The sequence below is a fragment of the Roseicella aerolata genome (assembly GCF_020523605.1).
GTDB classification, from domain to species: Bacteria; Pseudomonadota; Alphaproteobacteria; order Acetobacterales; family Acetobacteraceae; genus Paracraurococcus; species Paracraurococcus aerolatus.
On the sequence record NZ_JAJAQI010000026.1, the window covers coordinates 1 to 25,193 of the forward strand.

The window sequence follows — 25,193 nt, forward strand, 5'->3', positions numbered from 1 at the left end:
CAGGACCGTCGGCACCCTCTGGGATACCATCGGCAGTCTCCTCGACCGCTTCAGTCCGAGCGAGTGCGCCGCCTACTTCCAACACTGCGGCTATGCACAGTCAGGGCAATAAAGGTCTAGGGCAGCACCTTCCCCGGATTCATCAGCCCCTGCGGGTCCACCGCCGCCTTGATCCGGCGCATCAGCTCCAGCTCCGCCCCGCCGCGCCAGCCCTCCATCATGTCGGTCTTGAGTCGCCCGATCCCGTGCTCGGCCGAGAAGCTGCCGCCGAGGTCGCGCACCACCTCGTTCACCGTCTCCATGATGTCGTGGCTGCGGGCCAGGAACGCCGCCGGGTCCATACCCACCGGCTGCTCCAGGTTCATGTGAATGTTGCCGTCGCCCAGATGCCCGAAGGGCACCGGCCGCACCCCGGGGATCAGGTGGCGGCAGGCCTCGGAGGCGCGGCGGATCAGCTCCGGCACCTTGGAGACGGGGACGGAGACGTCGTTCTTCACGCTCGCCCCCTCGCGCTTCTGCGCCTCCGGATGCTCCTCCCGGATCCGCCAGATGGCGTGGCGCTGCGCCTCGCTCTCGCCGATCGTCGCGTCCAGCACCTCCCCGGCCTCCAGCGCCTCCTCCAGCACCGCCTCGATCAGGGCGCGCAGCCCCGCCTCGGGGCGGGAGGAGGCGAGATCCACCAGCACGTAGTGGTCATGCCCGGGCAGCGGCACCGTGCCGCCCTCGATATGCCGCGCGTAGAAGCCCACCCCCTCGCCCGACATGTATTCGAAGGCGCGCACCGCGCCCTCGTCCCGGTCGCGGAAGCGGCGGAACAGGCCGAGCGCGGCATCCTCGTCCCGCACGGCGCAGAGGGCGACCTCCGTCTCCCGCGGGCGGGGGAAGAGGCGCAGCACGGCGGCGGTGATGAAGCCGAGCGTCCCCTCGGCGCCGACGAAGAGGTGCCTGAGCGCGTAGCCGGTGTTGTCCTTGCGCAGCCGCCTGAGCCCGTTCCAGACCTGCCCGTCCGGCAGCACGACCTCGAGGCCCAGCATCAGCTCCCGCGCATTGCCGTAGCGGACGGTGGTGTTGCCGCCGGCATTGGTGGAGAGCACGCCGCCCACCGTCGCCGTCCCCTCGGCGCCGAGGGAGAGGGGGAAGAGGCAGCCGGCCGCGGCCGCCGCATCCTGCGCCGCCTTCAGCACCACCCCCGCCTCGGCCGTCATGGTCATATCGAGCGGGTCGATGTCCCGCACCCGGTTCAGCCGGGCAAGCGAGACCACCACCTGCCGCCCGCCCTCATCCGGCGTCGCGCCGCCGACCATCGAGGTATTGCCGCCCTGCGGCACCAGCGGCGTGCCGGCGGCGGCGCAGAGTCTCACCGCCTCGGCCAGTTCCGCGACCGTGCCGGGGCGGACCACGCAGGGCGTGCTGCCCCGGTAGAGGTTCCGCCAGTCGGACAGGTGCGGTTCCAGGTCGGCCGGGTCGGTCAGCAACCCGCGCGGGCCGAGCAGGGCATGGAGGCGGTCGAGCAGGGGGGACGGCAGAGGCTGGTCGTCGGGCATGGCCGGACACTCCGCCGGAAGGGCGCGCCGGTCAATTGCGAAGGCCGCAGGGATGACGCGCGGCGCGCTCCACCGCAGGCCGGCCATGGTCGGTCGCGGGCCCTGGCCGCCGGTGGCGCTCGCCCTGTTGCTGGCCGTGCAGTGGCGGCAGCCTTCGCGCATGGGCTAGCGCCGCTCGCGGCCGGGGCCGACGGCCATGCGGTCGAGATCTGCACCGCCGATGGCCTGCAAACCACGGTGCTGGAGGAGGACGGGAAGCCGCCAGCCTTCGCGCCGCATTTCTATCCCGGCGAGGGGCGGAGCCGGTATCTCGGGACGCGGATCGCGTTCTGACGGCGGGGCATCCGCGGGGCTGGACCGCGCCCGCCGCGCGGCCTGCCCGGCGCGCCGCCGGCCCGGGCCATCCTCACAGCACGGTCTCCAGCCGGCCGAAGCGCACCGGGATCGAGCCCCGCATGCGCCCGTGATCCGCGGCGTCCTTGTCGATGGCGATGAGCTGCTGCGCCTCGGCCGGCCCGAGCGGCATGACCAGGCGCCCGCCCGGCTTGAGCTGATCGAGCAGCGCGGGCGGCGGCTGCTCGGCCGAGGCGGTCACCAGGATCTTGTCGAAGGGCGCATGCTCCGCCCAGCCGCGGGAGCCGTCGCCGACGCGGATCCCGACCGTCGCATAGCCGAGCTGCTGCAGCCGTGCCTCGGCCTGGCTCGCCAGTTCCTCGACGATCTCGACGCTCCAGACCCGGTCCGCGAGCTCGGCCAGGACCGCCGCCTGGTAGCCGAGCCCGGTCCCGATCTCGAGCACCACGTCATCCGGCTCGGGCTCGAGCAGGTCCAGCATGAGCGCATTGATGAATGGCTGCGAGATGGTCTTGTCGAAGCCGATCGGCAGCGCCGTGTCCTGATAGGCGAGCGTGGCGAGTTGCGGCGGCACGAAGACGTGGCGCGGCACGCGCAGCATCGCCGCCAGCACCCGCCGGTCGAGCGTCGCATGGCCGAGCTCCTCGTCCAGCAGGTCGGCATGGATCTCGATCACCTCGACCATGTGCCGGCGCAGGGTGGCGAAATGCTTGTCGGTCATCGGCTTCATGGCGGGCGGCCCTTCCTCCGGTCACGCCGTCTGCGGCCTCTCGCGCGCGCCGCCCTCCCCCTTTGCCATGGTGGGCGGAACCTGGCGGGTGGACGCCATCGGCGAGGCTGTCCGTGGCCTGCCCGGTCCGGGGCTTCAGGATGTCCGGCTCCGCCGGCATGGCGGCGACGGCCCTCCCCTCCGCGGGACGAGCCTTGCGCCGCGAGCCCTGCGCCGTCTGGCCGTCACGACAGCCTCGCCTTGGTCTGGGGAGGCCGCCCCTCCCTTGGCAAGGCCCATCACCCGAGCGTGCGGCCCCTGCCGGGCCGCGGGCCTGGCGTCCCGCCTCCGGATGGATGGCTCCCCGGCGGGTGCATCGCGCCTCTGCGCAATCCGCGCTACCTCGCCGGTCGGTGCGTCCCGGCCCGCCCCAGCCCGGCGAGAGTACCGGCCAGCGAGACGACCAGCTCCGCCAGGAAGGATCCCGCCACCAGCCCGACGAGGCCGTAGGTCACCGCCGCGGCGCTCAGGATCACCTGCGCCACATGGGTCTCGAGCGCGGTGCGCAGCACCGCCCGCTTGTCCCCCCGCGGGTCCTCGGCCAGGTCGAGCAGAGCGGTCACCGGCTGCAGCAGCGGCGGGTCGGCCCGAATGCGGTCATGGGCGGCGCGCAGGGCGCCTGCGCGCTCCACCGAGGCGGCCAGCGCCTGGGCATTCGCCGGCTCCACCCGCCGCAGCGCGGCGATGACCGCCTCGTCCGAGATGCCGGCATCGCGGTAGAATTGCCGGGCCGCGGCCTTCCGCTGCTCGATGTCGCGCCTGGCATCCTCGGCGATCTGCAGCAGCGCGGTGGCATAGCCATGGGCGATGGCCGGCACCTGCATGGCCGCGAGGGCAAGGGCGAGCGGCAGGATGAGCCGGAGCGCATCCGACAGCCAGCGCGCGACGAACCCCGCCATCCCTGCCTCCCGCCCTGCACCGGCCCAGCCCCGGCGCGGGAGGCAACGCGCGGGCGATCCGGCGTATCCGGATCGCGCGGCCGGAAGGCGCCCCGTGGCCTCAGCGCAGCAGCACGAGTCCCAGGATCCCCCCGCCCGCCAGCACCCACAGCGGGCTCCAGTTCGTCCGCCACACGAAGAGCGTGGAGGCCGCGACGACGATCAGCGGCAGCAGACCGAACTGGCTCGACGCCTCCGCCATCACCAGCCCCGCCGCCAGCAGCAGCCCGACCGCGATCGGCACCAGCCCGCCCTGCGCCGGCTTCAGCCAGGGCGCGCCGCGCAGTCGGTGCGTCAGCCCGGCGACACCCCAGGCCAGCACCGCCGCCGGCAGCAGCATGCCGAGCGTCGCCATCGCCATCCCACCCCAGGAGGCGATGCGCCAGCCCATGACGCTGGCGACCAGGATGTTCGGCCCGGGCGCCGCCTGCGCCAGGGCGTAGAGCTGGGCGAAGGTGGCGTCGTCCAGCCAGCCGCGCAGCTCGACGAGCTGGCGGTGCATCTCCGGCAGCACGGCGTTCGCCCCGCCGACCGCGACCAGGGACAGGATCGCGAAGGTCAGCAGGATCTGCAGCAGCAGGGTCATCGGGAGGCCGCCCCGTTCAGGATCAGCCCGGCCCGCCAGAGCGAGGCGAAGATGGAGAGCGGCGCCAGCGCCAGCACGATCAGCGGCAGGGGCAGCCGCAGCCAGGCGGCGGCAAAGGTGGCGAGCAGCAGGAGGACCAGCGCCTCCGGCGCCAGCTTCAGCTTCCCCGCCATCTTCATCGCGGTGCCGATCACCATGCCGGCCGCGGCGGCGGCGATGCCCGCCATGGCGGGCGCCACCTCCGGCAACTGGCCGTAGCGGTCATAGAGCAGGCAGAGAACGATCAGGATCAGCAGCGGTGCGCAGTAGATCCCGGCCGTCGCCAGCAGCGCGCCGGCAAGGCCATGGAAGCGCCGCCCGATCATCACCGCCGCATTGCCGACATTGGGGCCGGGCAGCACCTGGCCGAGGCCGAGCACCTCGGCATATTCGCGCTCGGTCAGCCAGCGCCGCTCCTCGACGATGACGCGGCGCGCCCAGGCGGCGACCCCGCCGAAGCCGAAGAGGCCGATCTTGAGATAGCCGAGGAAGAGGTCGAGGCGGGTGGGAACAACGGTCGCTGGCGGCGCTTCGGGCAAGGCATGTCTCTCCGATCGGGCGCCATGCTCGCCGGAAATCGGGAAGGGGTCCATCCGGGCCCGCCGCAACCCGTGTTCCCCGCGCGAACCGGCGGCCAGGGCGCTCCCGCGCGGCCGGTCCGGCCCCCCCATGCCCTTCCGCGCGACAGCAGGCCCGCCCCCGGCCCCCCGGCGGCGCCAAGGAAGTGTTGGCGATTTGAGGCACGACACGGGGTCGATCGGCTTGCCAAGATCAGGGCGTGCCGCCGGGCAGTGGGAGGTTTACCATGAGCAATGCCGCCAGCCCTTGCACATCGCTGCCCGGAGCCCTGGGCCTTGCTCGATGGGTGGGTCCTGCGATCGGGATCGCGGCCCTTGTCCTGCTCGCGCTGCCCGCGCCGGCGCAGGCACAGCGGGCGACGGCCGCCGAGGGGCAGCGCCTGGCGGAGCGGTATTGCGCGCGGTGCCATGTGGTGCGTCCCGAGGGCGGCGCGGGATGGACCGATGCGCCCGCCTTCCGTGACCTGGCGCAGGACCCGCGCATCTCCCGGCCGTGGATGCGGCAATTCGTGACGAAGCTGCACCTGCACATGCTCGACACCGATCGCAGCCCGGCGGAGGCGGATGCGATCACTGCCTATCTGCTGAGCCTCCGCCGGCAGAACTGACCGGACTACGCGTCATCCTGGCCGCCGGGGTCCCTCCCCGCCGGCTTCCGTCAGCCGCGCCCCATCGCCGGCCCGTGCGGGTCGTTGCGGATACGCCGCAGCCGCCAGCCGAGGCCGATCATCAGCGCGCCGGCCACCAGCGCCTCCAGCCCCACCAGCCAGACCAGCGCTAGCAGCCCCGGCCCCGGGTTCAGCACCAGCCAGGCGCCGAGGAAAACGGCGATGGCGCCGAACAGCCCCATCAGGATGCTGCCCAGCCGGAAGGCCATGACGATCCGGGTGACGCCGATCGCGAGGCTCCAGAACCCGGTGACCAGCACCAGGGCCAGGGCCGAGAGGCCGGGGGCCAGCAGCACCACGAGGGCCGCCAGGATGGAGATGATGCCGTCCACCCAGAACCAGACCCCATGGCGCTCCGGCGGGCCCTTTACGGCCTGATAGAGGGTGGAGACGCCCTCGATCGCCATCCAGGCCGCGAGCACGCCGAGGATGAAGGCGAGGCCGGCCCCGGGCGCGGCGAAGGCCACCAGGCCGAAGAGGATCGCCACCACGCCGCGAAGCCCGAAGACTCACCAGCCCGCCGCCATCCGGCGGACCAGGGGGAAACGGCCTTCGAGGCTGGGCGGGTTGGCCGGGCTGGCGGACATGGTTGTGGCTCCCTCGGCTGCATCACCGGAACCAAGGCCGGGCGGCAGCGGCTGCGCCAGGCGGCGGGGATGACAATGCGAGGACCGGCGCCGCGATGGTGCCTCAGCCGCGCCCGAGGGGCAGGACACCCTGCACGCGCCGCTTGTCGTCCAGCATCCGCATGGCCGGCGTCACCGTCACCCCATGCAGGATGATCGAGATCAGGACGGTGAGGCCGAGCACCGCCCAGAGCTGCTCGGCCTCCCGGAAGGGCGCCTCGTTCAGCCCATAGGCCAGGTAGTAGAAGCAGCCGAGCCCGCGGATGCCGAAGAAGGCCACGGCCGCCCGTTCCGGCAGCGGCGCCGGCGCGCCGAGCAGGGAGAGCAGCCCGGCGGCCGGCCGCACCAGGAAGAGAAAGAGCAGCGCCGCCGCCACGCCCCACCAGTCGAGCGGCGCCAGCAGCCCGCCGGCCAGCGCGCCGCCGAACAGCACCAGGATCACCATCATCAGCAGCCGCTCGGTCTGCTCGGCGAAATCGTGCAGGCGGTCATGGTAGCGGTGCTGCCGCTCCGCCGCCCGCATGGCGACCGCGGCCACGAAGACGGCGAGGAAGCCGTAGCCATGGATCATCTCCGTCACGCCATAGGTGAGGAAGGTGACGCCGAGGGCGACGAAGCCATCCCCGGTGCGCGACAGCCGGGCGCGGTTCGGCACCCGGAAGCTGAGCCAGCCGAGCGCCGCGCCGATCGTCAGGCCGGCCCCGATCCCGGCCGACAGCTTCCATGCGACATCGATGGCGACCCATTCCCAGACCCAATCGCCCGCCAGCGCATCGTTCAGCGCCAGCGCGACGGCAAGGTTCACGAAGGGGAAGGCCAGCCCGTCATTCAGGCCGGCCTCGGCGGTCAGGGTGAAGCGGACCTCGTCCTCCTCGCCCGATTGCGGCGGTCCGACCTGCACATCGGCCGCCAGCACCGGATCGGTCGGGGCCAGCGCGGCGCCGAGCAGCACCGCCGCCGCCGCGCCGAGCCCGAGCAGCCAGTGGCCGAGCAGCGCGATGCCGAGGATCGAGAGCGGCATGGCGAGGCCGAGCAGCCGCCAGGTCAGCGACCAGCTCCGCCAGCCGAAGGGCCGGTCCAGCTTGAGCCCGGCGCCGGTGAGGGCGACGATGACCACCAGCTCGGTCAGCCGCTCCGTCACCTCCGGATAGAGCAGCGGGTGCGGCGTATCGCCGGCCGAGAGGCCGAAGGCGGCGAAGCCGAAGGCGACACAGAACATCGGCAGCGAGAGCGGCAGCTCCTTCAGCGCCATGGGCAGCCAGGCAACGAGGAGGATCAGCGCACCGGTCCCCGCCAGCAGGGTGATGTAGGGATCCATGCGTCGGGATGTGTCCGGTCGGATGAGGTGAGAGCCCAACGCGGTTAGGGCAGTCCGGTCGCTGCCGCGCGATTGCCGCTTTCCTGCCCTGGGATCTCCGCATCCCTCGCCGATACTTAAATTGTCTAAATGCTGTGAACACGGCTCGGCCCACAGCATCGTGTTCGCCCGGAGGCGCTTAGTGCTTTGGGCCGAACATGATATCGCGTATTCAATCTCACCGGTTGAGCAGCTGCGCAAATTTTTACCGACTGCGCGATATCACCCCGAACTGCCCAACGAAGGAGAGTTCCATGACGCTGGCCCGCCCGATCCTGATCGTCGAGGATGATGCGACACTGCGCGCCACCCTGGCCGAACAGATCGCCCAGGACGGCGAATTCGCCGCGGATGAGGCCTCCAGCGCCGCCGAGGCCGCGGCCAAGCTGGATGCGCCGGATGCCCGTTATGATGCCATCCTGCTCGATATCGGGCTGCCGGACGGCGACGGGCGTGATTTCTGCGCGCGGCTGCGGCGCGAGGGCCGGAAGCTGCCGATCATCATGCTGACCGGCGCGGATGCCGAGACCGACGTGGTCCGCGGGCTGGAAGCCGGCGCGAACGATTACGTCGCCAAGCCCTTCCGCCTGTCGGAGCTGCTGGCCCGGCTGCGCGCCCAGCTCCGGGTCTTCGACAACTCCGAGGATGCGGTCTTCACCATCGGGCACTATCAGTTCCGCCCGAGCGCCCGGCTGCTGCTGGACCCGGCCAAGAACCGCAAGGTGCGGCTGACCGACAAGGAATGCCGGATCCTGAAATACCTGCTGCGCGCCAATGCCGCGCCGGTGAACCGTGCCACCCTGCTGGCCGATGTCTGGGGCTTCAACAGCGGCGTCACCACCCATACGCTGGAGACCCATATCTACCGCCTGCGGCAGAAAATGGAGTCCGACCCGGCCAATCCGCAGCTTCTGCTGACCGATCGCGGTGCCTACCGGCTGGAGCCGCGGGCGGCGGAACGCCTCGCCGCCTGACGGGCGCAGGGCGCGGGAGACGCGCCCGGGCTCCGCCGCCACGACCTGCGGCGGAAGGACGGTCACGGAGGCACGCAGGCCCGCGCGTAGATCGCGGACGGGCGTGAAGCTCCCGGAGCGCGGATCTGCCCTGCGATCAATGACCTCCGGTGGATTGGCGTACAGTTCCGAACGCCATCCGCCGGAGCCGCCGCGGCCGACCCACGGCAGGAAGGCTGGCAACACGCAGGCCGACAATGCAGCCTCGTGACACCCACAGCTGATGATGCGCCCCCTGATGAAAGCCGCATGGCGTGGTGCCGGTGGCAGCGCATGCCGGTCTGGATGCCGCCGCCGCGCCTCGGGTCCGAAGGCAGCCGTCGGGCAACGGGGCGGCATTCAGGCCGGCCAGCCGGCAACGAGGCTGCCGGCCTCCCCTGCCCCAATCGCGCGCTCGACCTGCGGAGCAGTAGGGGGACGCCCTGGCCGGGCAGCCTGCCCGGTGCGCGGGTGCCGGATGAGATCCTCGCGCCGCTCCGTGACGGGAACTGGCCCGATGGAGTCCGGCAACACGCGATGAAGCGCTATCGGATCAGGTCTGCGAGGAGCGGGGGGAAATGGTGGAGCTGAGCGGGATCGAACCGCTGGCCTCGTCATTGCGAACGACGCGCTCTCCCAACTGAGCTACAGCCCCGTACCACTTCCCGCGGGCTTGGGGTTCCGCGGGGAGCGGCGATATGCCCCAGGGCGCGGTGCAGGTCAAGCGCCCCCTGCGCTTGTCGCGGCGTTTTCCCGTCACTAGGTTGCGCCGGCGTTTCTGGCGGGATCGGCTGATGTTCCTGGATGTGGTGTTCTTCCTGGCGAGCGCGGTGCTCGACCTGCTGTGGTGGGCCGTGCTGCTGGCGGTCATCGTCCAGCTGCTGATCCAATTCGGCGTGCTCGACACCCGCAACCGGCTGGTCTGGACCGTCTCCGACTTCCTCTACCGGGTGACCGAGCCGCTCTTCGGCCGGATCCGGAGAGTGCTGCCGAATTTCGGCCCGCTCGACCTCTCCCCGCTGGTGGTGCTGCTGCTGATCACCGCGGGGCAGATCCTGCTGGGCGCCATCCGCAATTCCCTGCTCCGGGGCGGGATGTATTTTTGAGCAATTGGTGGCGGGCAGAGCCGGGCGGCGTCTCCCTGCGGGTGAAGGTGCAGCCGCGCGCGAAGCGCGCCGGGCTGCTCGGCCTCGCCCCCGGCGCAGACGGGCCGCGGCTCCGCCTTGCCGTCACCGAGGCGCCGGAGGATGGGCGGGCGAACCGGGCGGTCTGCGCCGCCCTCGCCCGCGCGCTCGGCCTGCCGCCCTCCGCGGCGGAGGTCGCGCAGGGACAGGCGGCACGGGAGAAGCTGATTTTCATCGCCGGTGACCCCGGGGCCCTGGCGCCCAGGGTCGAGGCATTGCTGGAGGCGCTGGCATGACATCCCCTCCCCCGGGGCAGATCATCGATGGCAAGGCGGTGGCGGAGCGGCTGCGCGGCCGGCTCGCCGCCCGCATCGCCACCCTGCCCTTCCGGCCCGGCCTGCGGGTAGTGCGGGTCGGGGACGACCCGGCCAGCGGCGTCTATGTCCGCAACAAGGACCGCGCCGCGGCGGCCGCGGGCTTCGACAGCGCCACCATCCAGCTTCCGGCCGAGACGCGGGAAGCCGATCTGCTGACGCTGATCGAGGCGCTGAACCTCGACCCGGCGGTGGACGGCATCCTGGTGCAGCTGCCGCTGCCGCCGCAGATCCGGCCGGACATGGTGATCGCCGCCATCGACCCGGCCAAGGATGTGGACGGCTTCCACGCGGTGAATGCCGGCCGCCTCGCCACGCGGCAGCCGGGCCTGGTTCCCTGCACCCCGAAGGGCGTCATGCACCTGCTGCGGGAGGCCGGGGCGAAGCTCGCCGGCGCCCGGGCGGTGGTGCTCGGGCGCAGCATGATCGTCGGGCGGCCGATGGCGCAGCTGCTGCTGGATGCCGACTGCACCGTCACCATCGCGCATTCCCGCACCCGCGACCTGGCGGCCGAGTGCCGCCGGGCGGAGATCCTGGTGGCGGCGGTCGGGCGGCCGGAGATGGTGCGCGGCGACTGGATCGGGGATGGCGCCGTGGTCATCGATGTCGGCATCAACCGCACGCCGCAGGGCAGGCTGGTGGGCGATGTCGCCTTCGCCGAGGCGGCGGTGCGCGCCGCGGCCATCACCCCGGTGCCGGGCGGCGTCGGGCCGATGACCATCGCCTGCCTGCTGGAGAACACGCTGGAAGCGGCGCTGCGGCGCCGCGGGGCTGTCACCTGATGGTGCTGCACCGGCTGCTGCAGGGGATCGGGATCATCGCCCTGCTGTTCTGCGCCGACCTCGCCTGGGGCGCCACGCCCTGGGGCGGAGAAGGCTGGTCGCGGGCCCGGCTGCTCTATGCCGGGACCGGCGCGGTCTCCGCCCTCGCCCTGGTGGCGATCGGCGGCATCGGCCTGGCGCTGCAGCGGGCGGAGGCGCAGCGGGCGGCGCTGGAGGCGAAGCTCGAGGAGATGCAGTCCCTGCTGGCCGAGATGGCAAAGCGGCTGCCAAGGGACTAGAGCAGATCGCGGAGGGGCGTGAACGCCCGGGAGCGAGGCTCCGCTCGAGAAACAAGGAACACCACCGGATGCGCGTTCAGAGATGAGCGCGATCCGCAGCAGGCCGCCACGGCCCCCGCCGGGTCTGCCGGCTGCGGTCCGCAGCGCTTCAGGTCGGGGCTAGGCGCTGCGCGGCGGCCGTTTCGGGGCGGCACAGGGCAAGGCGCGCGGCGGCCGATGGCGCGCAGGCGCCGATCATCACGGGGCCGGCTGCCGGAGTCGTGCCCCGCCGGCCCGGGGAGGCATCGATGGCGGGGCTTGGCCTCGGGCTTCTCTTCGTCTCGATCTGGGCCTCGGCCTTCACCGCTATCAAGGGCGTTGTGCCGGAATGGCCGGCGCTCTGGGGCCTCGCGGCGCGCTTTGTCCTGGTCGTGCCCATCCTGCTGGCGGTGGTGGCCTGGCGACGGGCGGCGCTGCCGCGCCGGGGCGATGCCTGGCGGCTGGCCGCGATGGGCGTCTTCGGCACGGCGGGGTACCTGGCGGGCGCCTGGACGGCCTCGACCGTGCTGCCCTCCGGCCTGGTCGCGCTGCTCTCCTCCACCGCGCCGCTCTTCGTCGCGGCGGGGGAGGTGCTGTTCCTGCGGCAGCGGGTGCCGCCGCTGGCCTGGGCAGGGCTCGGGCTCGGCTGGCTCGGCGTGGCCGTGCTGGGGGTGGGCCGCGGCCCGGGCGGCATGGCGGACGGCGCCTTGTGGGGTGTGGGGCTGGCGCTGGCCGGGGCGCTGAGCCAGGCGGCCGGCATCCTGGCCTTCGCCCCGGCCCGGCGGCGGGTGGAGCCCTGGACCGCCAATGCGGCCCAGACGGCGGTCGCGGCGGTGACGCTGCTGGTGCTGGCCGCGCTGGCGGAGCCGGCGCTGCCCGGGGCGCCGAGCCTCACCCTGGTGCTCTCGCTGGCCTATGGCGTGCTGGTGGTCGGCGTCGGCGGCTATGCCCTCTATTTCGTCATGCTGGAGCGGCTGCCGCCGGCGACCGCCGCGGCGCTGCAATTGCTGGCGCCGCCACTGGCCGCGGTGTTCGGCTGGGCGCTGCTGGGTGAGCGCCTCGCCTGGACGGACGTCCTGGGCGGCCTCGTGACACTCTCCGGCCTGGCGCTGCTGTTCCGCGCCAGGCGCTGAGCCGGGCCGGGTCCGGGGGGCGCCTGCCCCCTGGCGGGGGTGCCTGGGGGCCGGCGCCCCCTCCATCAGGTGGTTGCCGCGACGGTCCGCATGGCTTCGGCAACGGCCCGGTCCCTTGGATCCGCGCTCGCCGCCAGCCCCGCCTCCGCGCCCGCGCGGTCCGGCTCCGCCCGGTTCTGGCTCAGCTTCCGCTTGCCGGTCAGCCGCTCGATTTTGAGCGAGACGCCGACGATGCCCTTGAGCTGTCCCGCGACGAAGGGCTCGGGCGCATCCGCGACGGCCCAGGGACGCGGCTGCCTCGCCTCCTGCCGGTCGGTCAGGAGGGAGACGATGGCGTGCAGCCGGGCCGGATCCTCGATCAGCTCGACCGGCCCCTCGGCATGCACCGCCTCGTAATTCCAGGTCGGCACCACGCGGTGGTGCTCCGCCTTGGAGGGGTACCAATTGGGCGAGACATAGCCCTCCGCCCCCTGGAACACCGCGAGCGCCCGGCCGGCCTCGCGCAGGCCCCGCCAGTGCGGGTTGGCGCGCGCGACATGGCCGAGCAGCATGCCCTCCTCCTCCAGCAGCACCAGCGGCAGATGGGTCACCTCCGGCACGCCCTGCGCGCCGTTCGAGACGAGCAGGGCGAGGCGGGCGGCGCGGATCAGGCCGTAGAGGATCTCCGGGCGGTCCTCCCGGAAGGCGGGCGGGTTGTACATGCCGGGAGCGTGCCGGAAATCCGGGCGCGCCCGCAACGGCGCCGGACGCGGGGCGGGGTTGCGCGGCGGTGGGCCCTGTCGGCGGCCCGGGCCCGTGCTTCCCGTGCCGGCCCCTCGCCCGCTCCCCTGACTTGCGCCACCCGTCAACCGGCGGCGCGGCGGTCACGGGCGGCGGCGGGCGCTCACCCGGCCTTCGGGGTCCGCTCCCCGCCCTTCGCGGCGTCCCCGGCCTTTCCGTGCTCCCCGGGCTTGCGGCCCTGGGAATGGGCCTCCCGGTCCGCCTCCCGCGAGTCCTGGTCGGTGCGCGCCGCGGCGGATTCCGTTGCGGCGCGATCGCCGCCGCCATAGCCGGCCTTCGGCGCCGCCTCGCCCGCCGCGCCGGCATCACCGGTGTTGGGCGCGCCCCGGCGCTTCTCCTCCCCGGTCCAGCCCGGCTCGCCGGTGCCCTTTCCCTTCACATTCGGCATCACCTGCTCCTTTGGTCCGGCAGCGGAACGCCGGGGGCGCGACGCGGTTCCAAGGCGCCCGGGGATGCCGCAGGGTCGGGCCGGGGCGGCCATGCCTCCCCGGCCGATCCCGGCCCCGAGCAAGCGCCGCGGCCTGCTCCCGCGGGAGCAGGAACGGGGGTGGCGGATCGGGCCAAGGATGGAAGCCGGGCCGGACTCATCCGCCCTTCCAGGTAGCGCCGGACATGCGGCGGCATCCCCGGGTCGAGGAGCGCCTCGGCCGGGTCGAGGAAGCCCGCCCAGACGACCTCGCGGTTGTCGGGGCGGAGCGGCGGCGGGGCGTCCAGCGCCAGTTCGAACACCGTGACCTGGTCGCGGCAGGATTCGAAGCGGGCCATCACGCTCATGGCCCGGCGGAGGCGCGGAGCCGGCGCTGCCAGCCCCACCTCCTCCCGCAACTCGCGGCTGGCGGCGATGGCCGGGTCCTCGCCCCGGCGGAGGGCGCCGCCGGGGAAGGTCAGGCCGGGGCGGTAGGACTGGCGCAGGAGCAGCACCCGGCCGCCATGCCAGACGGCGACCATCCCCCCATGCCGCGCCGGCCGCCGCAGGGCCCACCAGAGCCGGGCCAGCAGGAAGGCGGCGCGGTAGCCCAGGCGCCAGGCCGCATCGGCCCGTGCCGCCGGCACCCCGCCCGGCCGGTTCAGAAGGCCCGCCCGGCCACCGTCTGCCCGATCACCGGCACCACCGCGCCGACCAGGGTGCCGATCAGCGCCGCCTGGTCATTGCCCCGGCGGTCGCAGGAGATCACCGCGGTCCAGACCACGCGGCCGGTGGCGCGGTCGCGCAGCTCGACGCTGCCGTTCAGGCGGCGCACCGGCGGGGCGGCGCGGCGGGCGAGGCGCGGCACGTCCTGCATCCAGTGCAGGTCGTCGCTGTCATGGAAGCGGTCGCTGTCATCGAGGCGGAAAGGGTCGGGCGTCCGCCCGGCGGCGCCATTCGTCCCGATGCTGCCGCGCCAGGAGAGGACATGCGTCGCCGGCTCCCCCACCCGCTTCCCGGCAGCGCGGAGCGCCGCGAAGACCTGCTCCCGCAGCGCCCGGCTGGTGGCGTCGTCGCTGCTGAGCGCGATGCCATAGACCGCATCCCGCGGCACGGGCCGCAAGGCGGTGGCGGAGAGGTGGCCCGGGCAGGCGGGCTGCGCCAGGGCCTCGCCGGCCGGCAGCAGCGCAGCCAGCAGCAGCGCGGCAATCGACATGGTGCGCATCGGGTCAGGCATCCCCCCTCGTCCGGAGCCCGCCGGCGGAGGACCGCGGGCCGGCCAGGGGTAGCGCAGCTTTGCCCGCTGGAACAATGCCCGGACGGGCAGGCCGCGCAGGGACCCAGCCCGTCTCATACCTGCGGCATGAATGCCCCATTCATGCCGGGCGCCCGGACGGGCGCCGCCGCCAGTGCGGCGTAGCCAAGGTTTGCGGAGCAAACCGCCCGGCGATTGAGGGGCCGTTGATGGGTCACCATCAACGGCGTTTCGTATCAGGTGATCGCCGCGAAGGCCTCGACCAGCCTGGTGGGGCCGGAGACGATGAGCAGGTCGCCCTGCTCGATCCGCGTCTCCGGCTTGGCATAGGTGAAGTCCGCCTTCGGCCGCTTCACGCCGACGACGGTGACGCCGTACTTGCTGCGGAGGGCGCACTCGCCAAGGGTGCGGCCGATCGCCTCGCGCGGCGCCCGCGTCTTGACGATGGCGAAGCCGTCGTCGAACTCGATGAAGTCGATCATCTTGCCGGTCACCAGATGGGCGACGCGCTCGCCCATCGCGGCCTCCGGATAGACCACGTGGTGGGCCCCGGTGCGCTCCAGGATGCGGCCATGCTTGGGGCCGAGCGCCTTGGCCCAGATATCCGCGATTCCCAGTTCGCTGAGCGCGAGCACGGTCAGCACGCTGGCCTCGATATCGGTGCCGATGCCGACCACGGCCCGGGCGAAATCCTGCACGCCGAGGCGGCGCAGGGTCTCGCTGTTGGTGGTGTCCGCCTGCACCACATGGGTGAGGCGGTCGGCCCAGGACTGCACCAGCTCGGCATTCTCGTCGATGCCGAGGACGTCGTGGCCGAGGCGGACGAGGGATTCCGCCACTGCGCCGCCGAAGCGGCCGAGGCCGATGACGACGACGCCGTCGCCGCCGGGGGGAGTGTTCCTAGCCAACGATGGGGCGCTCCTCTGGATAGCGGTAGGGGCTCCGCTTGCTGCGCAGGGCGAGGCCGGTGGCCACGGTGATGGTCCCGACCCGGCCGACGAACATCAGGACCACGATCACGACCTGCCCGGCCGGGGGGAGGTCGGGGGTGATCCCGGTGGACAGCCCGACGGTCGCCGCGGCGGAGATGATCTCGAAGACCACCCGCTCCAGCGGGAAGTCGCTGACGCTGAGGAGGATCAGCGTCCCCGTCCCTACCAGGCCGACGGCCAGCAGCACGACGGTCAGCGCCTGCCGTTGCACGTCGCGGGAGATGCGCCGCCGGAAGGCCGTGACATCGGGCTCGCCCCGGATCTCCGCCCAGATCACCAGGCCCAGCACCAGGAAGGTCGTCACCTTGATGCCGCCGGCCGTGCCGGCGCTGCCGCCGCCGATCAGCATCAGGCCATAGCTGATGGTGAGGGTTTCCGGCCGCATCTGCCCCACATCGGTGGCATTGAACCCCCCGGACCGGGTCATGACGGAGTGGAAGGCGGCACCCAGCACCCGGCTCGCGGGGTCGAGCGCCCCGAGGGTCGCGGGGTTGCCCCATTCATAGAGGAGGACCGCCAGCATCCCGCCGAGCAGGAGCGCGCCTGTCCCGAGGAGCGTGATCTTGCTGTGCACCGACCAGCGCCCCGGCCGCCGCGGCTCCCGCCGCAGGTCGTGCAGGACGGGGAAGCCGATGCCGCCCAGGACCACCGAGAGCATGATCGGCCCGAGGATGAGCGGATCACGCGCGAAGCCCATGAGGCTGTCGGAATAGGTGGAGAAGCCGGCATTGCTGAAGGCGGAGACCGCCTGGAACAGGCCGTGCCAGAGCGCCTCTCCCCAGGGTTCCTGATAGGCATGGCGCAGGCGGAGCGCGAGGAGGCCGGCCGTCACCAGCTCGACCCCGACCGTCACCAGCAGGACCAGCTTCAGGATGGCGGTGACATCGCCAAGGGCGAGGCTGCGCGTCTCGGCCTGGGCGATCAGCCGGGTGCTGAGGCTGAGCCGGCGGCTGACCAGCAGCCCGAGCAGCGTGGCGCCGCTCATGATGCCGAGACCGCCGATCTGGAACAGGAGCAGGATCACGACCTGCCCGAAGGGCGAGAAATAGGTCGGCGTGTCCACCACGATCAGGCCGGTGACGCAGACCGCCGAGGTGGCGGTGAAGAGCGCCACGAGGAAGGGGGCGCTCCCCTCGCCCGCCCGGGAGATGGGCAGCATCAGCAGGATGGTGCCGAGCGCGATGGCGAGGAGGAAGGCCAGCGGCACCAGCCGGGCCGGATGCTGCAGCGCAGGGGGCAAGGCGATGCTCTCCGCCGATGGGAACGGGCCTTACGGGGCTGGGCGCGGGACGCGCCGCGGCCCGCGCGGGGCCGGCCGGCCGGTCAGGGCCGCGCCCCGCCATGGCGGGCGAGGCGCGCGCCCTGCGACAGGGCCGGGCGCGCCGGCGGCGGCAGGGCGCTCGGGGCGATGCATGTCGGGTCGGGCCTAGCCCTCATTCGGGATGTTCAGCAATTGGCCGCAGGCCTTGCAGTGCACGGCATCCGGCTCGTGCCGCTCCAGCCCGCAGGCGGGACAGGGATAGCGCACCTTCACCGGGCGGAACAATGCCTGGGCGAGCCGCAGGAAGAGCGTGACGCCGGCCAGCATGATCACCACCGAGAGCATCCGCCCCGTGATCCCGGGCAGGGTGATGTCGCCGAAGCCGGTGGTGGTGAGCGTGGTGACGGTGAAGTAGAGCGCGTCTGCGTAATTATGGATGCCCGGATTGGTGCGGTGCTGCGTCTCGAAGACCACGCCGCTCATGATGAAGAGGAAGACGAGGAGGTGGGCGGCGGCGAGCGTCGCCTCCTCGTTGCGGCGGAAGAAGGGCAGGTCGCTGCGGAGCGTGGTGATCAGCCGGACGGAATGCAGCAGCCGCAGGGTGCGCAGCACGCGCAGGAAGGCGGCCGCCCCCTGCAGGAAGGGCGCCAGGATCAGCGACAGGATGGCAACCAGGTCGGCGAGGTTGAGCGGGCTGAACAGGGTCCGGCGCGGCACGCCGCTGGCCGCGATGCGGAAGCCGAACTCGGTGAGCAGCAGCAGGCCGAGCAGGACGTCCACCGTCAGCTCGAAGGTGGTCAGGGGCAGGAAGGAGGCCGTGACGATCCAGCCGATGCTGAGCACGTCCAGCCCGAGCAGGGCATAGCGGAAGCGCTTGGCCGGCGGCGTCCCCGCCTCATAGAGGTGGCGCAGCACGACCCGCAGGCCGTGCTGCCTCGCCATCTCCCGGACCAAGCGCGCCGGCCCGGCCTAGAGGGCGCCGCCCTTGCGGCCGGCCATGGCGCCGAGGCGGAGCCGCAGCGCGTTCAGCTTGATGAACCCTTGCGCATCGAACTGGTCGTAGGCGCCCTGGTCCTCCTCGAAGGTGACGTGCTTCATGGAATAGAGGCTGTTCGGCGAACGCCGGCCGGTGACGATGACATTGCCCTTGTAGAGCTTGAGCCGGACCTCGCCGGTCACGCTCTTCTGGCTCTCATCCGCCATGGACTGGATCATCCGGCGCTCCGGGCTGAACCAGAAGCCATTATAGACCAGCTCCGCATAGCGCGGCATCAGGCTGTCCTTGAGGTGCGCCGCCTCGCGGTCGAGCGTGATGCTCTCGATGGCGCGGTGCGCCTGCCAGAGGATGGTGCCGCCGGGCGTCTCGTAGCAGCCGCGGGACTTCATGCCGACGAAGCGGTTCTCCACCAGGTCCAGCCGGCCGATGCCGTTGGCCTTGCCGAGCGCGTTCAGCTCGGTCAGCAGCGCGGCGGGGGAGAGGCGCTTGCCGTTGATGCCAATGGCATCGCCGCGCTCGAACTCCATGACGATCTCGGTCGGGCTGTCCGGCGCGTCCATCGGGCTGATGGTGCGCTGCCAGACCATCTCGTCCGGGGCGTCCCAGGGCTCCTCCAGGATCTTCCCCTCGGAGGAGGAGTGCAGCAGGTTGGCGTCCACCGAGAAGGGCGCCTCGCCGCGCTTGTCCTTGGCGATCGGGATCTGGTTCTGCTCGGCGAACTCGATCAGCTTCGTCCGGCTGGTCAGGTCCCATTCGCGCCAGGGGGCGATGACCTTCACATCCGGCTTCAGGGCGTAGTAGCCGATCTCGAACCGGACCTGGTCGTTGCCCTTGCCGGTCGCGCCATGGGCGACGGCGTCCGCCCCGACCGCTTCGGCGATCTCGATCTGCCGCTTGGCGATCAGGGGGCGGGCGATGGACGTGCCCAGCAGGTACTGCCCCTCATAGAGGGCGTTCATCCGGAACATCGGGAAGACGAAGTCGCGGGTGAATTCCTCCCGCAGGTCGTCGATGAAGATGTTCTCGGGCCGGATGCCGAGGAGCAGCGCCTTGTCCCGGGCCGGGCCGAGCTCCTCCCCCTGGCCGAGATCGGCGGTGAAGGTCACGACCTCGCACCGATAGGTGGTCTGCAGCCACTTCAGGATGACGCTGGTGTCAAGCCCGCCGGAATAGGCGAGCACCACCTTCTTCACGTCCTTCACGCGCATCGAAAGATTCCTTGGCCGGCCGAGGGGACACCCTTCGGCCCGAGAAGCAGCGGTGTCCTGCCCCGACCGCGTCCATGCGACAAGAGGCTAGTTGCAAGCGGCACCGGTGATGTGGTTTCCTCACCTTTATGGGATATCACATACTCTTGTATTTTATCCTGTGTGCCGCCGCCCTGGCCCCCGCCCGGGCCGAGCCGCCACGCGCCCCGGTCCTCGATATCGCCGCCGTGCCGCATCTCGGCCGGGAAGGGCGGGAGGACTATGCAAGCTTCCTGTTGCAGGCGACGCCGCGCGCCTTCGCCCTCAGCCCCGAGGGCGCCTGGGGCTGGGCCGCGGCGCTGCCGACGGCCGCAGCGACCGAGGCGCGGGCGCTGGAGCTCTGCGCCTCCTGGGGCGGCGGGGGCTGCCGGATCTATGCCCGCGACCTGGCCGTGGTCTGGCCAGGGCGCGAAAGCCCGCCGCCGCCGGTCCCGGACGCCACCCCCATCAAGGCGGGGCCGGGCTGGACGCTGGTGCCGGATGGGCGCTTCCTCTGGCAGGGGCCGCAAGCCGCGCGCGGCGCCTATGTCTGGGCGCATGGCCGCGCCGCGGGCGGGCAGGACAGCCGCGGCAGCCAGCCCCAGCCGCACGTCCGCGTCTTCAACAACGAAGGCTATGACGTGCTGCGCTTCGACCGGGCGCCCGCGACCGATGAGACCGACATCGCCGCGGACTGGTTGCGGAACGCCCTGCAGGTGCTGCGCGCCCAGGGCTATGCGCGCATCGTGATGGGTGGCCAGTCGCGCGGGGCCTGGAATGCGCTGCAGGTGCTGGACACGCCCGGGCTGGTCGATGGGGTGGTGGCGATCGCCCCCGCTGCCCATGGCGCGCGCGGCAGCCCGGCCTGGGCCTGGGCGCTGGAGGATCTGCAGCGGATCGTCACGGCGGCGCGCAGCCCCACGGCCCGGGTGGTGGTCGCCAATTTCGCCCAGGATGAATTCGACCCCGATCCGGGCGGGCGCGCGACGCTATTCCGGTCACTCGCCACGCCGAAGATCGGCAGTTTGCTTTTTTTGGATCGGCCGAACGGACTTGTCGGCCACGGGGCCGGTGCCGACTGGCGTTTCACACAGAGCTACGGGGAATGTTTGCTGCACTTCATTGAACGCCAGGCACCGGACTGCATCGGGAGAACACAACCAGGGCGATAATTTCGCGATGGAAATTCCTCACATTTAGTTTATCAGGCGCCCCGTCACATCAGCGTATCGGGGTTTGCCATGGCGGTCATCACAGGAACGGCGGGCGCCGACACCATTCTGCCGACCGGGGTTTCGGCCGGCGTCACGGGTGGCGTGCCGACCGGCGCGGATGACACGATTGATGGTGGCGCGGGCGATGATCGCCTGAATGGCGGCCATGGCAACGACCTGATCCTCGGCGGCGCTGGTGCTGATACCATCATCGGCAGCACCGGCAACGATACGGTTGATGGCGGCGAGCTGAGCACCCGCAACACCATGGATTACCGCGGGGCCGCGGGTTATGGCGGGGCCGGGGTCAGCGTTGTCTTCACCAGCAGCACATCGGCCACCGTCACCAAGACCGACGGCACCGACACGCTCAGCAACATCAACCAGGTCTTCGGCAACAGCCAGGCCGATAGATTCGATCTCTCCGCCATCGGTGCCACTGGCGGTCTCGCCTTCATCATTCGTGGCGGCGCCGGCGACGATACCATCATCGGCAACGGCACCGACCGGGTGGTCGCCGACTACAACGGCGTCACCACGGCGATCCGCGTCGATCTCGGCGCCGGCACCGCCTCCGACGGCCAGGGCGGCACCGACAGCCTCGTCAATGTCCGCGCCGTGCTCGCCTCGAACGGCGGCGCCGACACGCTGATCGGCAGCAGCGGCGATGATACCTTCATCCTCTCCGGCGGCGGCAACAAGACCATCGCCGGCGGCGCCGGCACCGACACCTGGCGCTACCAGGGCTCGGCCGCGGTGGTCGTCGATCTCGGCACGGATTCCACCGGCGGCGCCTATGCCGGCTTCGCCACCCATGCCGGCAGCCAGTCCAGCCTGAGCTCCATCGAGCGGGCCTATGGCGGGCTGGGCAACGACACCATCAAGGGCTCGCACGGCGACAACACCCTGGCCGGCGATGCCGGCAACGACCTCATCGACGGCCGGCTCGGCTTCGACGTCCTCGACTACTCCGTCTGGAGCACCAGCCCGATCACCACCGGCGTGATCGTCAACCTCAGCAGCGCCACCGAGACGGTGAGCGGCGCCGGCCTCGCCGCCGGCACCGCCCGCGACAGCTGGGGCGGCACCGACACCATCACCGGCATCGAGGGCGTGATCGGCACCGACTTCGCCGACACCCTGCTCGGCTCCGATGCCGAGAACCTGCTCACCGGCGGCACCGGCAACGATCTCCTCAGCGGCGGCGGCGCCGATACCCTGCTGGGCGGCGAGGGCAACGATACCCTGCGCGGCGGCGACGGCAACGATCTCCTCCAGGGCGGCGCGGGCTTCGACATCGCTCTCTATACCACCCTCTCCAGCGCCGCGACCTGGTCGCGGAATCCGACCACCGGCAGCTGGACGGTGACGACCGCCGAGGGGACGGACACGCTGACCGATGTCGAGGCGCTGCGCTTCAGCGACCGCACAGTCATCGTCGTCGGGGCGACGGCGAACGACTTCAACGGCAACGGCACCTCCGATATCCTCTGGCGCCATTCCAGCGGCGCGATCACCACCTGGTCGATGCAGGGCACCGCCGGCACCACCGGCTTCAGCGCCGATGTGGGCGCGGGCTGGACGGCGGCCGAGGTCGCCGATTTCAACGGCGACCGGAAGGCCGACATCCTGTGGCGGCATACCGATGGCTGGGTCGCGCTCTGGCAGATCGACGGCGGTTTCGTCAGCGGCGGCGGGACCTTCGCCCATGTCGATGCTGCATGGTCCATCGCGGCGGCCGGCGACCTGAACGGCGACAGCTTCGCCGACATCGTCTGGCGGCACACGGATGGCACCCTCGCCGTCTGGCTGATGCGGGGCACGGTGTTCTCCGGAGGGGCGAGCATCGCCCAGGTCGATACGGCCTGGACGGTCGCGGGCCTCGCCGATTTCGACGGCGACGGCCGCGGTGACATCCTGTGGCGCCATGACGACGGCAGCGTTGCCGTCTGGAGGATGGACGGGACCACCGGCCTCGGCGGGGCCACCATCGCCTCCCCCGGCGCGAACCAGCGGATCGCCGGCACCGGCGACTTCAATGGCGACGGGAAGGCCGACATCCTGTGGCGCGCGGATGACGGGAGGGTCGCCGTCTCGATGGTGGACGGCTTCACGGTCCTCTCCACGACCGAGGTCGCCGCGCCGGGCACGGCCTGGACGGTGGCACAGGTGGGCGACTTCGACGGCGACGGAAAGGCTGACATCTTCTGGCGCAGCACCGACGGCTCGGTCGCGCTCTGGCTGATGGACGGCGCGACAGTGAAGTCGGCAACCCCGCTCGGCAATCCCGGCACCGAGTGGTCCGTCATCTGAACAGAAACCGGCGCCGCCAGGTGGAGGGGCGCGCCGGTCCCCATCCCCGGCGAGACGGCCATCCCGGTGGGCAACTGATACCGTCCCGCAGGCATGCGGATGCATGTCTGCGTCCCCGGCCCCCTCATGGCGGCTGCCGGTCAGGATCTATGCCGGCCTGACATCGGGTGCGCAGGGCCGGCCCGCCGCCATGCCGGCCGCCGGGCACCGGGGCGGAGGCGCCTCGCCCTCCCCTCCTTCAACGCGCCAGCCAGGTGGCCAGCGCGCGGCGCTCCTCCGGCTCCATCCGCGTGATGTTGTTGGGCGGCATGGCATTGCTCAGCACCGCCTGCAGGCGGATTGCCGCCGCCTCCCGCGCGATATGCTCCGGCGTGTCCAGCCGCACGCCCTTGGGCGCGATCGAGATGCCGGCCCAGACCGGCGCCGCCGCATGGCACATGGCGCAGCGGCCGGTCACGATCTCCACCACCTCGGCCGGCGGCGGCGCCACGCCGCGCGGCAGCGCGGTGCCGGATGCCTCGACCGCCGCGAGGCCCAGGCGTTCCCGCCCGACCGGCGAGGAGGTCAGGCTGACGATGCCCGCCAGCAGGATGCAGGCGGCGGCGACGGCCCAGCACCACCAGGCATTGCCGCGGCCGCCGTGGCGCAGGTTGTAGAAGACGCGGATCACCGCCCCTGCCACCAGGATCAGCCCGGTGATGACGAAGGCGAAGGGCGTGGACCACAGCATCGGGTAGTGGTTCGCCAGCATCAGGAACAGCACGGGCAGCGTCAGGTAGTTGTTGTGCGTGCTGCGCAGCTTACCGATCCTGCCGAGGGCGGGGTCCGGCGCCTCCCCCCTCATCAGCGCGGCGATCACCTTGCGCTGGTTGGGGATGATGACCATGGCGACATTGCCCGCCATCCAGGTCGCCATCACCGCCCCGGTATGGATCATGGCGCCGCGGCCGCTGAAGACCTGCTGGAACAGGAAGGCCAGCAGCATGACGAAGCCGAGGCCGATGGCGGCCAGCCCCGCCTCGCTCTCGCCGATCCTGGACCGGCAGAGCCGGTCATAGGCAACCCAGCCGAGCCCCAGCGAGCCGATGCCGATCGCCGCCGCCGTCACCGGGCCGATATCCGCGACCCCGGGATCGATCAGGAAGAGTTCGGAGGCGCCGTAATACATCCACGCCAGCAGGCAGAAGCCCGAGAGCCAGGTCGTGTACGCCTCCCATTTGTGCCAGAGCAGTTGCGGCGGCAGTTCGCCCGGCGCCACCAGCCATTTCCGCACCTGGTAGAAGCCGCCGCCATGCACCTCCCACATCTGGCCGCCCTTGCCGGCAGGAATCTCCGGCACGGGCTTCAGCAGGGCGTCGATATGCATGAAGTAGAAGCTGCTGCCGATCCAGGCCATGGCGGCCAGCACATGCAGCCAGCGGAGCAGCATGCCGCCCCATTCATGGAGATAGGGATCCATCAGCACCCCGCCCCCCGAGCGCGGTGGCCCCGTGGCGACGGTGCCCCGACCACACTCCATCCCTGATCCGACAATTCCGGTCCCCTTCGGCCAGACTGCGCGAGGTCCCGGCGTCCATCCCCCGGCCGCCCTGTTACGCCCTGGCCGCTGCCGGCGGCAAGCGACATGCCGGCAGCGGAGCGGGCAGAGGCCCGCCCCCCGATCCGCTGGTGCCCCTTGTTTTTCGGGCAGAGTCACGCTTCCCGACGTTCACGCCCGTCCGCGATCCGCTCTACAGCGGATTGGCGTTCAGAACTGAACGCCAATCCGCTGTAGAGCGCTGTTTGTAAAGCAGCTTCACGCTGCGGGGCGTTCACGCCCCTCCGCGATCTGCTCTAGGCGCCGCGCGGCGGCATCGCCTCCGGCGGTGTCCGGCCGGGGATCGCCCCCATCAGGCCGAGATCGATGGCCGTGCGGGTGACCATCACCGCGAAGCCCGGCCCGTTCCGCAGGGCGGCGAGACGCATCCGCGCCGCCGGCTCCGCCACCAGCCGTTCCAGCGCCGGGCCGTCATCGGGTAAGGGCAGGCTGGGGAAGACCGGGCCGCGCTGCGGCGGCGTGCCCAGCAGCAGCCGCTCCACCGCCCGGCTGTCGAGCGCGATGGCGGTGCCGCAGGTCATCGCCAGGTCGTCCTCCGGGAAGGCCAGACGGGCGCCGACCAGCGTGCCGGGTGCGCGGCCGCGCATCAGGTGGTTGTCCCAGATCACCACCGGCGCACCATCCGGGAAAGCTTCCGCCGCCACGCCACCCTCCGGCCGCGGGCCGAGCAGCCGGTACAGGCCGAAACGCGCCTCCATCAGGGCGCGCAGCATGCGGTCCTCCTCGCTGCCCGGCAGCGGCGGCTCGGCCCTGGCCTGGCGTTCGATGGCGCGGCCATGGCCGCCCACCGGATCGAGCACGCCGAGGTCGAGGACGGCGGCGAGTTGCATCTCATCCGCCGGCACCACCTGCTTGCCGTCCCAGAGCGTCAGGGCGCGCGCCTGGCTGGCGACGCTCGCCAGTGGGATGCGCTTCGACGCCTCCGTCAGGAGGTGCCGGCGAATGGGCGCGTAGCGGGCATAGCGCGCCGCCGCGGTCAGCGTCCCGGACAC

27 protein-coding genes and 1 tRNA gene are annotated in these 25,193 nt (G+C 71.9%); 10 read left to right on the plus strand and 18 right to left on the minus strand.

What is annotated here, in order from left to right:
- Positions 1–116 precede the first annotated feature (116 nt).
- Entirely contained in the window at positions 117–1,544 is a 1,428-nt protein-coding gene (locus LHA35_RS16715) for an FAD-binding oxidoreductase (RefSeq protein WP_226610017.1), read from the minus strand.
- 141 nt (positions 1,545–1,685) lie between these two features.
- Between LHA35_RS16715 and LHA35_RS16720 the strand changes: the two genes are divergently transcribed.
- Complete coding sequence (locus tag LHA35_RS16720; RefSeq protein WP_226610020.1) at positions 1,686–1,877, plus strand: hypothetical protein; 192 nt, start codon at positions 1,686–1,688, stop codon at positions 1,875–1,877.
- A 73-nt stretch (positions 1,878–1,950) separates the two neighbouring features.
- Here the strand turns inward: LHA35_RS16720 and LHA35_RS16725 are convergent, their stop codons facing one another.
- The 4 genes from LHA35_RS16725 to LHA35_RS16740 all read right to left on the minus strand — a co-directional run bounded on the left by LHA35_RS16725 (position 1,951) and on the right by LHA35_RS16740 (position 4,769).
- Positions 1,951–2,628 carry a protein-L-isoaspartate(D-aspartate) O-methyltransferase gene (locus LHA35_RS16725; protein ID WP_226610022.1) on the minus strand — a complete coding sequence of 226 codons (678 nt, stop codon included), beginning with the start codon at positions 2,626–2,628 and terminating at the stop codon, positions 1,951–1,953.
- Positions 2,629–3,005: 377 nt separating this feature from the next.
- Positions 3,006–3,566 carry a DUF2937 family protein gene (locus tag LHA35_RS16730; protein WP_226610025.1) on the minus strand — a complete coding sequence of 187 codons (561 nt, stop codon included), beginning with the start codon at positions 3,564–3,566 and terminating at the stop codon, positions 3,006–3,008.
- A gap of 100 nt (positions 3,567–3,666) precedes the next feature.
- Positions 3,667–4,191, minus strand: a complete 525-nt coding sequence (locus LHA35_RS16735) for a chromate transporter (RefSeq protein WP_226610027.1) — start codon at positions 4,189–4,191, stop codon at positions 3,667–3,669.
- On the minus strand, positions 4,188–4,769 hold the full coding sequence (locus tag LHA35_RS16740; protein ID WP_226610030.1) for a chromate transporter: 582 nt from the start codon (positions 4,767–4,769) through the stop codon (positions 4,188–4,190). The genes LHA35_RS16735 and LHA35_RS16740 overlap by 4 nt, the downstream gene beginning before the upstream one ends.
- 326 nt (positions 4,770–5,095) lie before the next feature.
- Between LHA35_RS16740 and LHA35_RS16745 the strand changes: the two genes are divergently transcribed.
- On the plus strand, positions 5,096–5,416 hold the full coding sequence (locus LHA35_RS16745; protein WP_226610033.1) for a c-type cytochrome: 321 nt from the start codon (positions 5,096–5,098) through the stop codon (positions 5,414–5,416).
- Between the two features lie 50 nt (positions 5,417–5,466).
- Here the strand turns inward: LHA35_RS16745 and LHA35_RS16750 are convergent, their stop codons facing one another.
- Entirely contained in the window at positions 5,467–5,967 is a 501-nt protein-coding gene (locus tag LHA35_RS16750) for an HdeD family acid-resistance protein (protein ID WP_226610036.1), read from the minus strand.
- Between the two features lie 199 nt (positions 5,968–6,166).
- Positions 6,167–7,420 (minus strand): cation:proton antiporter, encoded by a 1,254-nt coding sequence (locus tag LHA35_RS16755; RefSeq protein WP_226610038.1) that lies wholly within the window; start codon positions 7,418–7,420, stop codon positions 6,167–6,169.
- A 293-nt stretch (positions 7,421–7,713) separates the two neighbouring features.
- Between LHA35_RS16755 and LHA35_RS16760 the strand changes: the two genes are divergently transcribed.
- The gene (locus LHA35_RS16760) at positions 7,714–8,433 is read left to right on the plus strand and encodes a response regulator transcription factor (protein WP_226610041.1); all 720 of its coding nucleotides are present in this window, start codon (positions 7,714–7,716) and stop codon (positions 8,431–8,433) included.
- A gap of 597 nt (positions 8,434–9,030) precedes the next feature.
- On the opposite strand, the gene LHA35_RS16765 is transcribed toward LHA35_RS16760, so the two are convergent.
- Positions 9,031–9,106: transfer RNA gene (locus LHA35_RS16765), tRNA-Ala, on the minus strand.
- Positions 9,107–9,245: 139 nt separating this feature from the next.
- Here LHA35_RS16765 and LHA35_RS16770 point away from each other — a divergent pair.
- From LHA35_RS16770 to LHA35_RS16790, 5 genes are all read left to right on the plus strand, one after another.
- On the plus strand, positions 9,246–9,557 hold the full coding sequence (locus tag LHA35_RS16770) for a YggT family protein (protein WP_226610044.1): 312 nt from the start codon (positions 9,246–9,248) through the stop codon (positions 9,555–9,557).
- On the plus strand, positions 9,554–9,871 hold the full coding sequence (locus tag LHA35_RS16775) for a DUF167 domain-containing protein (protein ID WP_226610047.1): 318 nt from the start codon (positions 9,554–9,556) through the stop codon (positions 9,869–9,871). The genes LHA35_RS16770 and LHA35_RS16775 overlap by 4 nt, the downstream gene beginning before the upstream one ends.
- Complete coding sequence (gene folD / locus LHA35_RS16780; protein WP_226610050.1) at positions 9,868–10,731, plus strand: bifunctional methylenetetrahydrofolate dehydrogenase/methenyltetrahydrofolate cyclohydrolase FolD; 864 nt, start codon at positions 9,868–9,870, stop codon at positions 10,729–10,731. Before LHA35_RS16775 ends, folD begins: the two co-directional genes overlap by 4 nt.
- Positions 10,731–11,009 carry a hypothetical protein gene (locus LHA35_RS16785; RefSeq protein ID WP_226610052.1) on the plus strand — a complete coding sequence of 93 codons (279 nt, stop codon included), beginning with the start codon at positions 10,731–10,733 and terminating at the stop codon, positions 11,007–11,009. Before folD ends, LHA35_RS16785 begins: the two co-directional genes overlap by 1 nt.
- A gap of 287 nt (positions 11,010–11,296) precedes the next feature.
- Positions 11,297–12,160 (plus strand): DMT family transporter, encoded by an 864-nt coding sequence (locus LHA35_RS16790; RefSeq protein WP_226610055.1) that lies wholly within the window; start codon positions 11,297–11,299, stop codon positions 12,158–12,160.
- 65 nt (positions 12,161–12,225) lie between these two features.
- On the opposite strand, the gene LHA35_RS16795 is transcribed toward LHA35_RS16790, so the two are convergent.
- The 8 genes from LHA35_RS16795 to LHA35_RS16830 all read right to left on the minus strand — a co-directional run bounded on the left by LHA35_RS16795 (position 12,226) and on the right by LHA35_RS16830 (position 19,059).
- Positions 12,226–12,861: an FMN-binding negative transcriptional regulator gene (locus tag LHA35_RS16795; protein ID WP_226610057.1), complete on the minus strand. Its 636-nt coding sequence runs from the start codon at positions 12,859–12,861 to the stop codon at positions 12,226–12,228.
- Positions 12,862–13,043: 182 nt separating this feature from the next.
- Positions 13,044–13,328: a hypothetical protein gene (locus tag LHA35_RS16800; protein WP_226610060.1), complete on the minus strand. Its 285-nt coding sequence runs from the start codon at positions 13,326–13,328 to the stop codon at positions 13,044–13,046.
- Entirely contained in the window at positions 13,328–13,993 is a 666-nt protein-coding gene (locus tag LHA35_RS16805) for an NUDIX hydrolase (RefSeq protein ID WP_226610062.1), read from the minus strand. The genes LHA35_RS16800 and LHA35_RS16805 overlap by 1 nt, the downstream gene beginning before the upstream one ends.
- 14 nt (positions 13,994–14,007) lie before the next feature.
- Positions 14,008–14,583 carry a hypothetical protein gene (locus LHA35_RS16810; RefSeq protein ID WP_226610064.1) on the minus strand — a complete coding sequence of 192 codons (576 nt, stop codon included), beginning with the start codon at positions 14,581–14,583 and terminating at the stop codon, positions 14,008–14,010.
- Between the two features lie 254 nt (positions 14,584–14,837).
- Entirely contained in the window at positions 14,838–15,509 is a 672-nt protein-coding gene (locus LHA35_RS16815; protein ID WP_226610066.1) for a potassium channel family protein, read from the minus strand.
- Complete coding sequence (locus LHA35_RS16820) at positions 15,502–16,833, minus strand: TrkH family potassium uptake protein (RefSeq protein ID WP_226610068.1); 1,332 nt, start codon at positions 16,831–16,833, stop codon at positions 15,502–15,504. Before LHA35_RS16820 ends, LHA35_RS16815 begins: the two co-directional genes overlap by 8 nt.
- 186 nt (positions 16,834–17,019) lie before the next feature.
- Positions 17,020–17,796, minus strand: coding sequence for a potassium channel family protein (locus LHA35_RS16825; protein WP_226610070.1), 777 nt, complete (start codon positions 17,794–17,796; stop codon positions 17,020–17,022).
- Between the two features lie 27 nt (positions 17,797–17,823).
- Positions 17,824–19,059 carry an argininosuccinate synthase gene (locus LHA35_RS16830; RefSeq protein ID WP_226610073.1) on the minus strand — a complete coding sequence of 412 codons (1,236 nt, stop codon included), beginning with the start codon at positions 19,057–19,059 and terminating at the stop codon, positions 17,824–17,826.
- A gap of 146 nt (positions 19,060–19,205) precedes the next feature.
- Between LHA35_RS16830 and LHA35_RS16835 the strand changes: the two genes are divergently transcribed.
- Both LHA35_RS16835 and LHA35_RS28700 read left to right on the plus strand, forming a co-directional pair.
- Positions 19,206–20,249 (plus strand): alpha/beta fold hydrolase, encoded by a 1,044-nt coding sequence (locus tag LHA35_RS16835; protein ID WP_226610075.1) that lies wholly within the window; start codon positions 19,206–19,208, stop codon positions 20,247–20,249.
- Positions 20,250–20,318: 69 nt separating this feature from the next.
- Positions 20,319–22,604, plus strand: a complete 2,286-nt coding sequence (locus LHA35_RS28700) for a beta strand repeat-containing protein (protein ID WP_264185602.1) — start codon at positions 20,319–20,321, stop codon at positions 22,602–22,604.
- Positions 22,605–22,842: 238 nt separating this feature from the next.
- Here LHA35_RS28700 and LHA35_RS16855 read toward each other — a convergent pair whose 3' ends face one another.
- Complete coding sequence (locus tag LHA35_RS16855) at positions 22,843–24,063, minus strand: urate hydroxylase PuuD (protein WP_226610077.1); 1,221 nt, start codon at positions 24,061–24,063, stop codon at positions 22,843–22,845.
- Between the two features lie 374 nt (positions 24,064–24,437).
- Positions 24,438–25,193, minus strand: coding sequence for a hypothetical protein (locus LHA35_RS16860; protein WP_226610079.1), 756 nt, complete (start codon positions 25,191–25,193; stop codon positions 24,438–24,440).

Excerpts from the sequence above, each read along its gene's own strand:
- LHA35_RS16715 (WP_226610017.1), bottom strand. The coding sequence starts at position 1,544 with ATGCCCGACGACCAGCCTCTGCCGTCCCCCCTGCTCGACCGCCTCCAT.
- LHA35_RS16725 (WP_226610022.1), bottom strand. The coding sequence starts at position 2,628 with ATGAAGCCGATGACCGACAAGCATTTCGCCACCCTGCGCCGGCACATG.
- LHA35_RS16730 (WP_226610025.1), bottom strand. The coding sequence starts at position 3,566 with ATGGCGGGGTTCGTCGCGCGCTGGCTGTCGGATGCGCTCCGGCTCATC.
- LHA35_RS16735 (WP_226610027.1), bottom strand. The coding sequence starts at position 4,191 with ATGACCCTGCTGCTGCAGATCCTGCTGACCTTCGCGATCCTGTCCCTG.
- LHA35_RS16755 (WP_226610038.1), bottom strand. The coding sequence starts at position 7,420 with ATGGATCCCTACATCACCCTGCTGGCGGGGACCGGTGCGCTGATCCTC.
- LHA35_RS16760 (WP_226610041.1), top strand. The coding sequence starts at position 7,714 with ATGACGCTGGCCCGCCCGATCCTGATCGTCGAGGATGATGCGACACTG.
- LHA35_RS16770 (WP_226610044.1), top strand. The coding sequence starts at position 9,246 with ATGTTCCTGGATGTGGTGTTCTTCCTGGCGAGCGCGGTGCTCGACCTG.
- folD (WP_226610050.1), top strand. The coding sequence starts at position 9,868 with ATGACATCCCCTCCCCCGGGGCAGATCATCGATGGCAAGGCGGTGGCG.
- LHA35_RS16785 (WP_226610052.1), top strand. The coding sequence starts at position 10,731 with ATGGTGCTGCACCGGCTGCTGCAGGGGATCGGGATCATCGCCCTGCTG.
- LHA35_RS16790 (WP_226610055.1), top strand. The coding sequence starts at position 11,297 with ATGGCGGGGCTTGGCCTCGGGCTTCTCTTCGTCTCGATCTGGGCCTCG.
- LHA35_RS16795 (WP_226610057.1), bottom strand. The coding sequence starts at position 12,861 with ATGTACAACCCGCCCGCCTTCCGGGAGGACCGCCCGGAGATCCTCTAC.
- LHA35_RS16800 (WP_226610060.1), bottom strand. The coding sequence starts at position 13,328 with ATGCCGAATGTGAAGGGAAAGGGCACCGGCGAGCCGGGCTGGACCGGG.
- LHA35_RS16810 (WP_226610064.1), bottom strand. The coding sequence starts at position 14,583 with ATGCCTGACCCGATGCGCACCATGTCGATTGCCGCGCTGCTGCTGGCT.
- LHA35_RS16825 (WP_226610070.1), bottom strand. The coding sequence starts at position 17,796 with ATGGCGAGGCAGCACGGCCTGCGGGTCGTGCTGCGCCACCTCTATGAG.
- LHA35_RS16830 (WP_226610073.1), bottom strand. The coding sequence starts at position 19,059 with ATGCGCGTGAAGGACGTGAAGAAGGTGGTGCTCGCCTATTCCGGCGGG.
- LHA35_RS28700 (WP_264185602.1), top strand. The coding sequence starts at position 20,319 with ATGGCGGTCATCACAGGAACGGCGGGCGCCGACACCATTCTGCCGACC.
- LHA35_RS16855 (WP_226610077.1), bottom strand. The coding sequence starts at position 24,063 with ATGGATCCCTATCTCCATGAATGGGGCGGCATGCTGCTCCGCTGGCTG.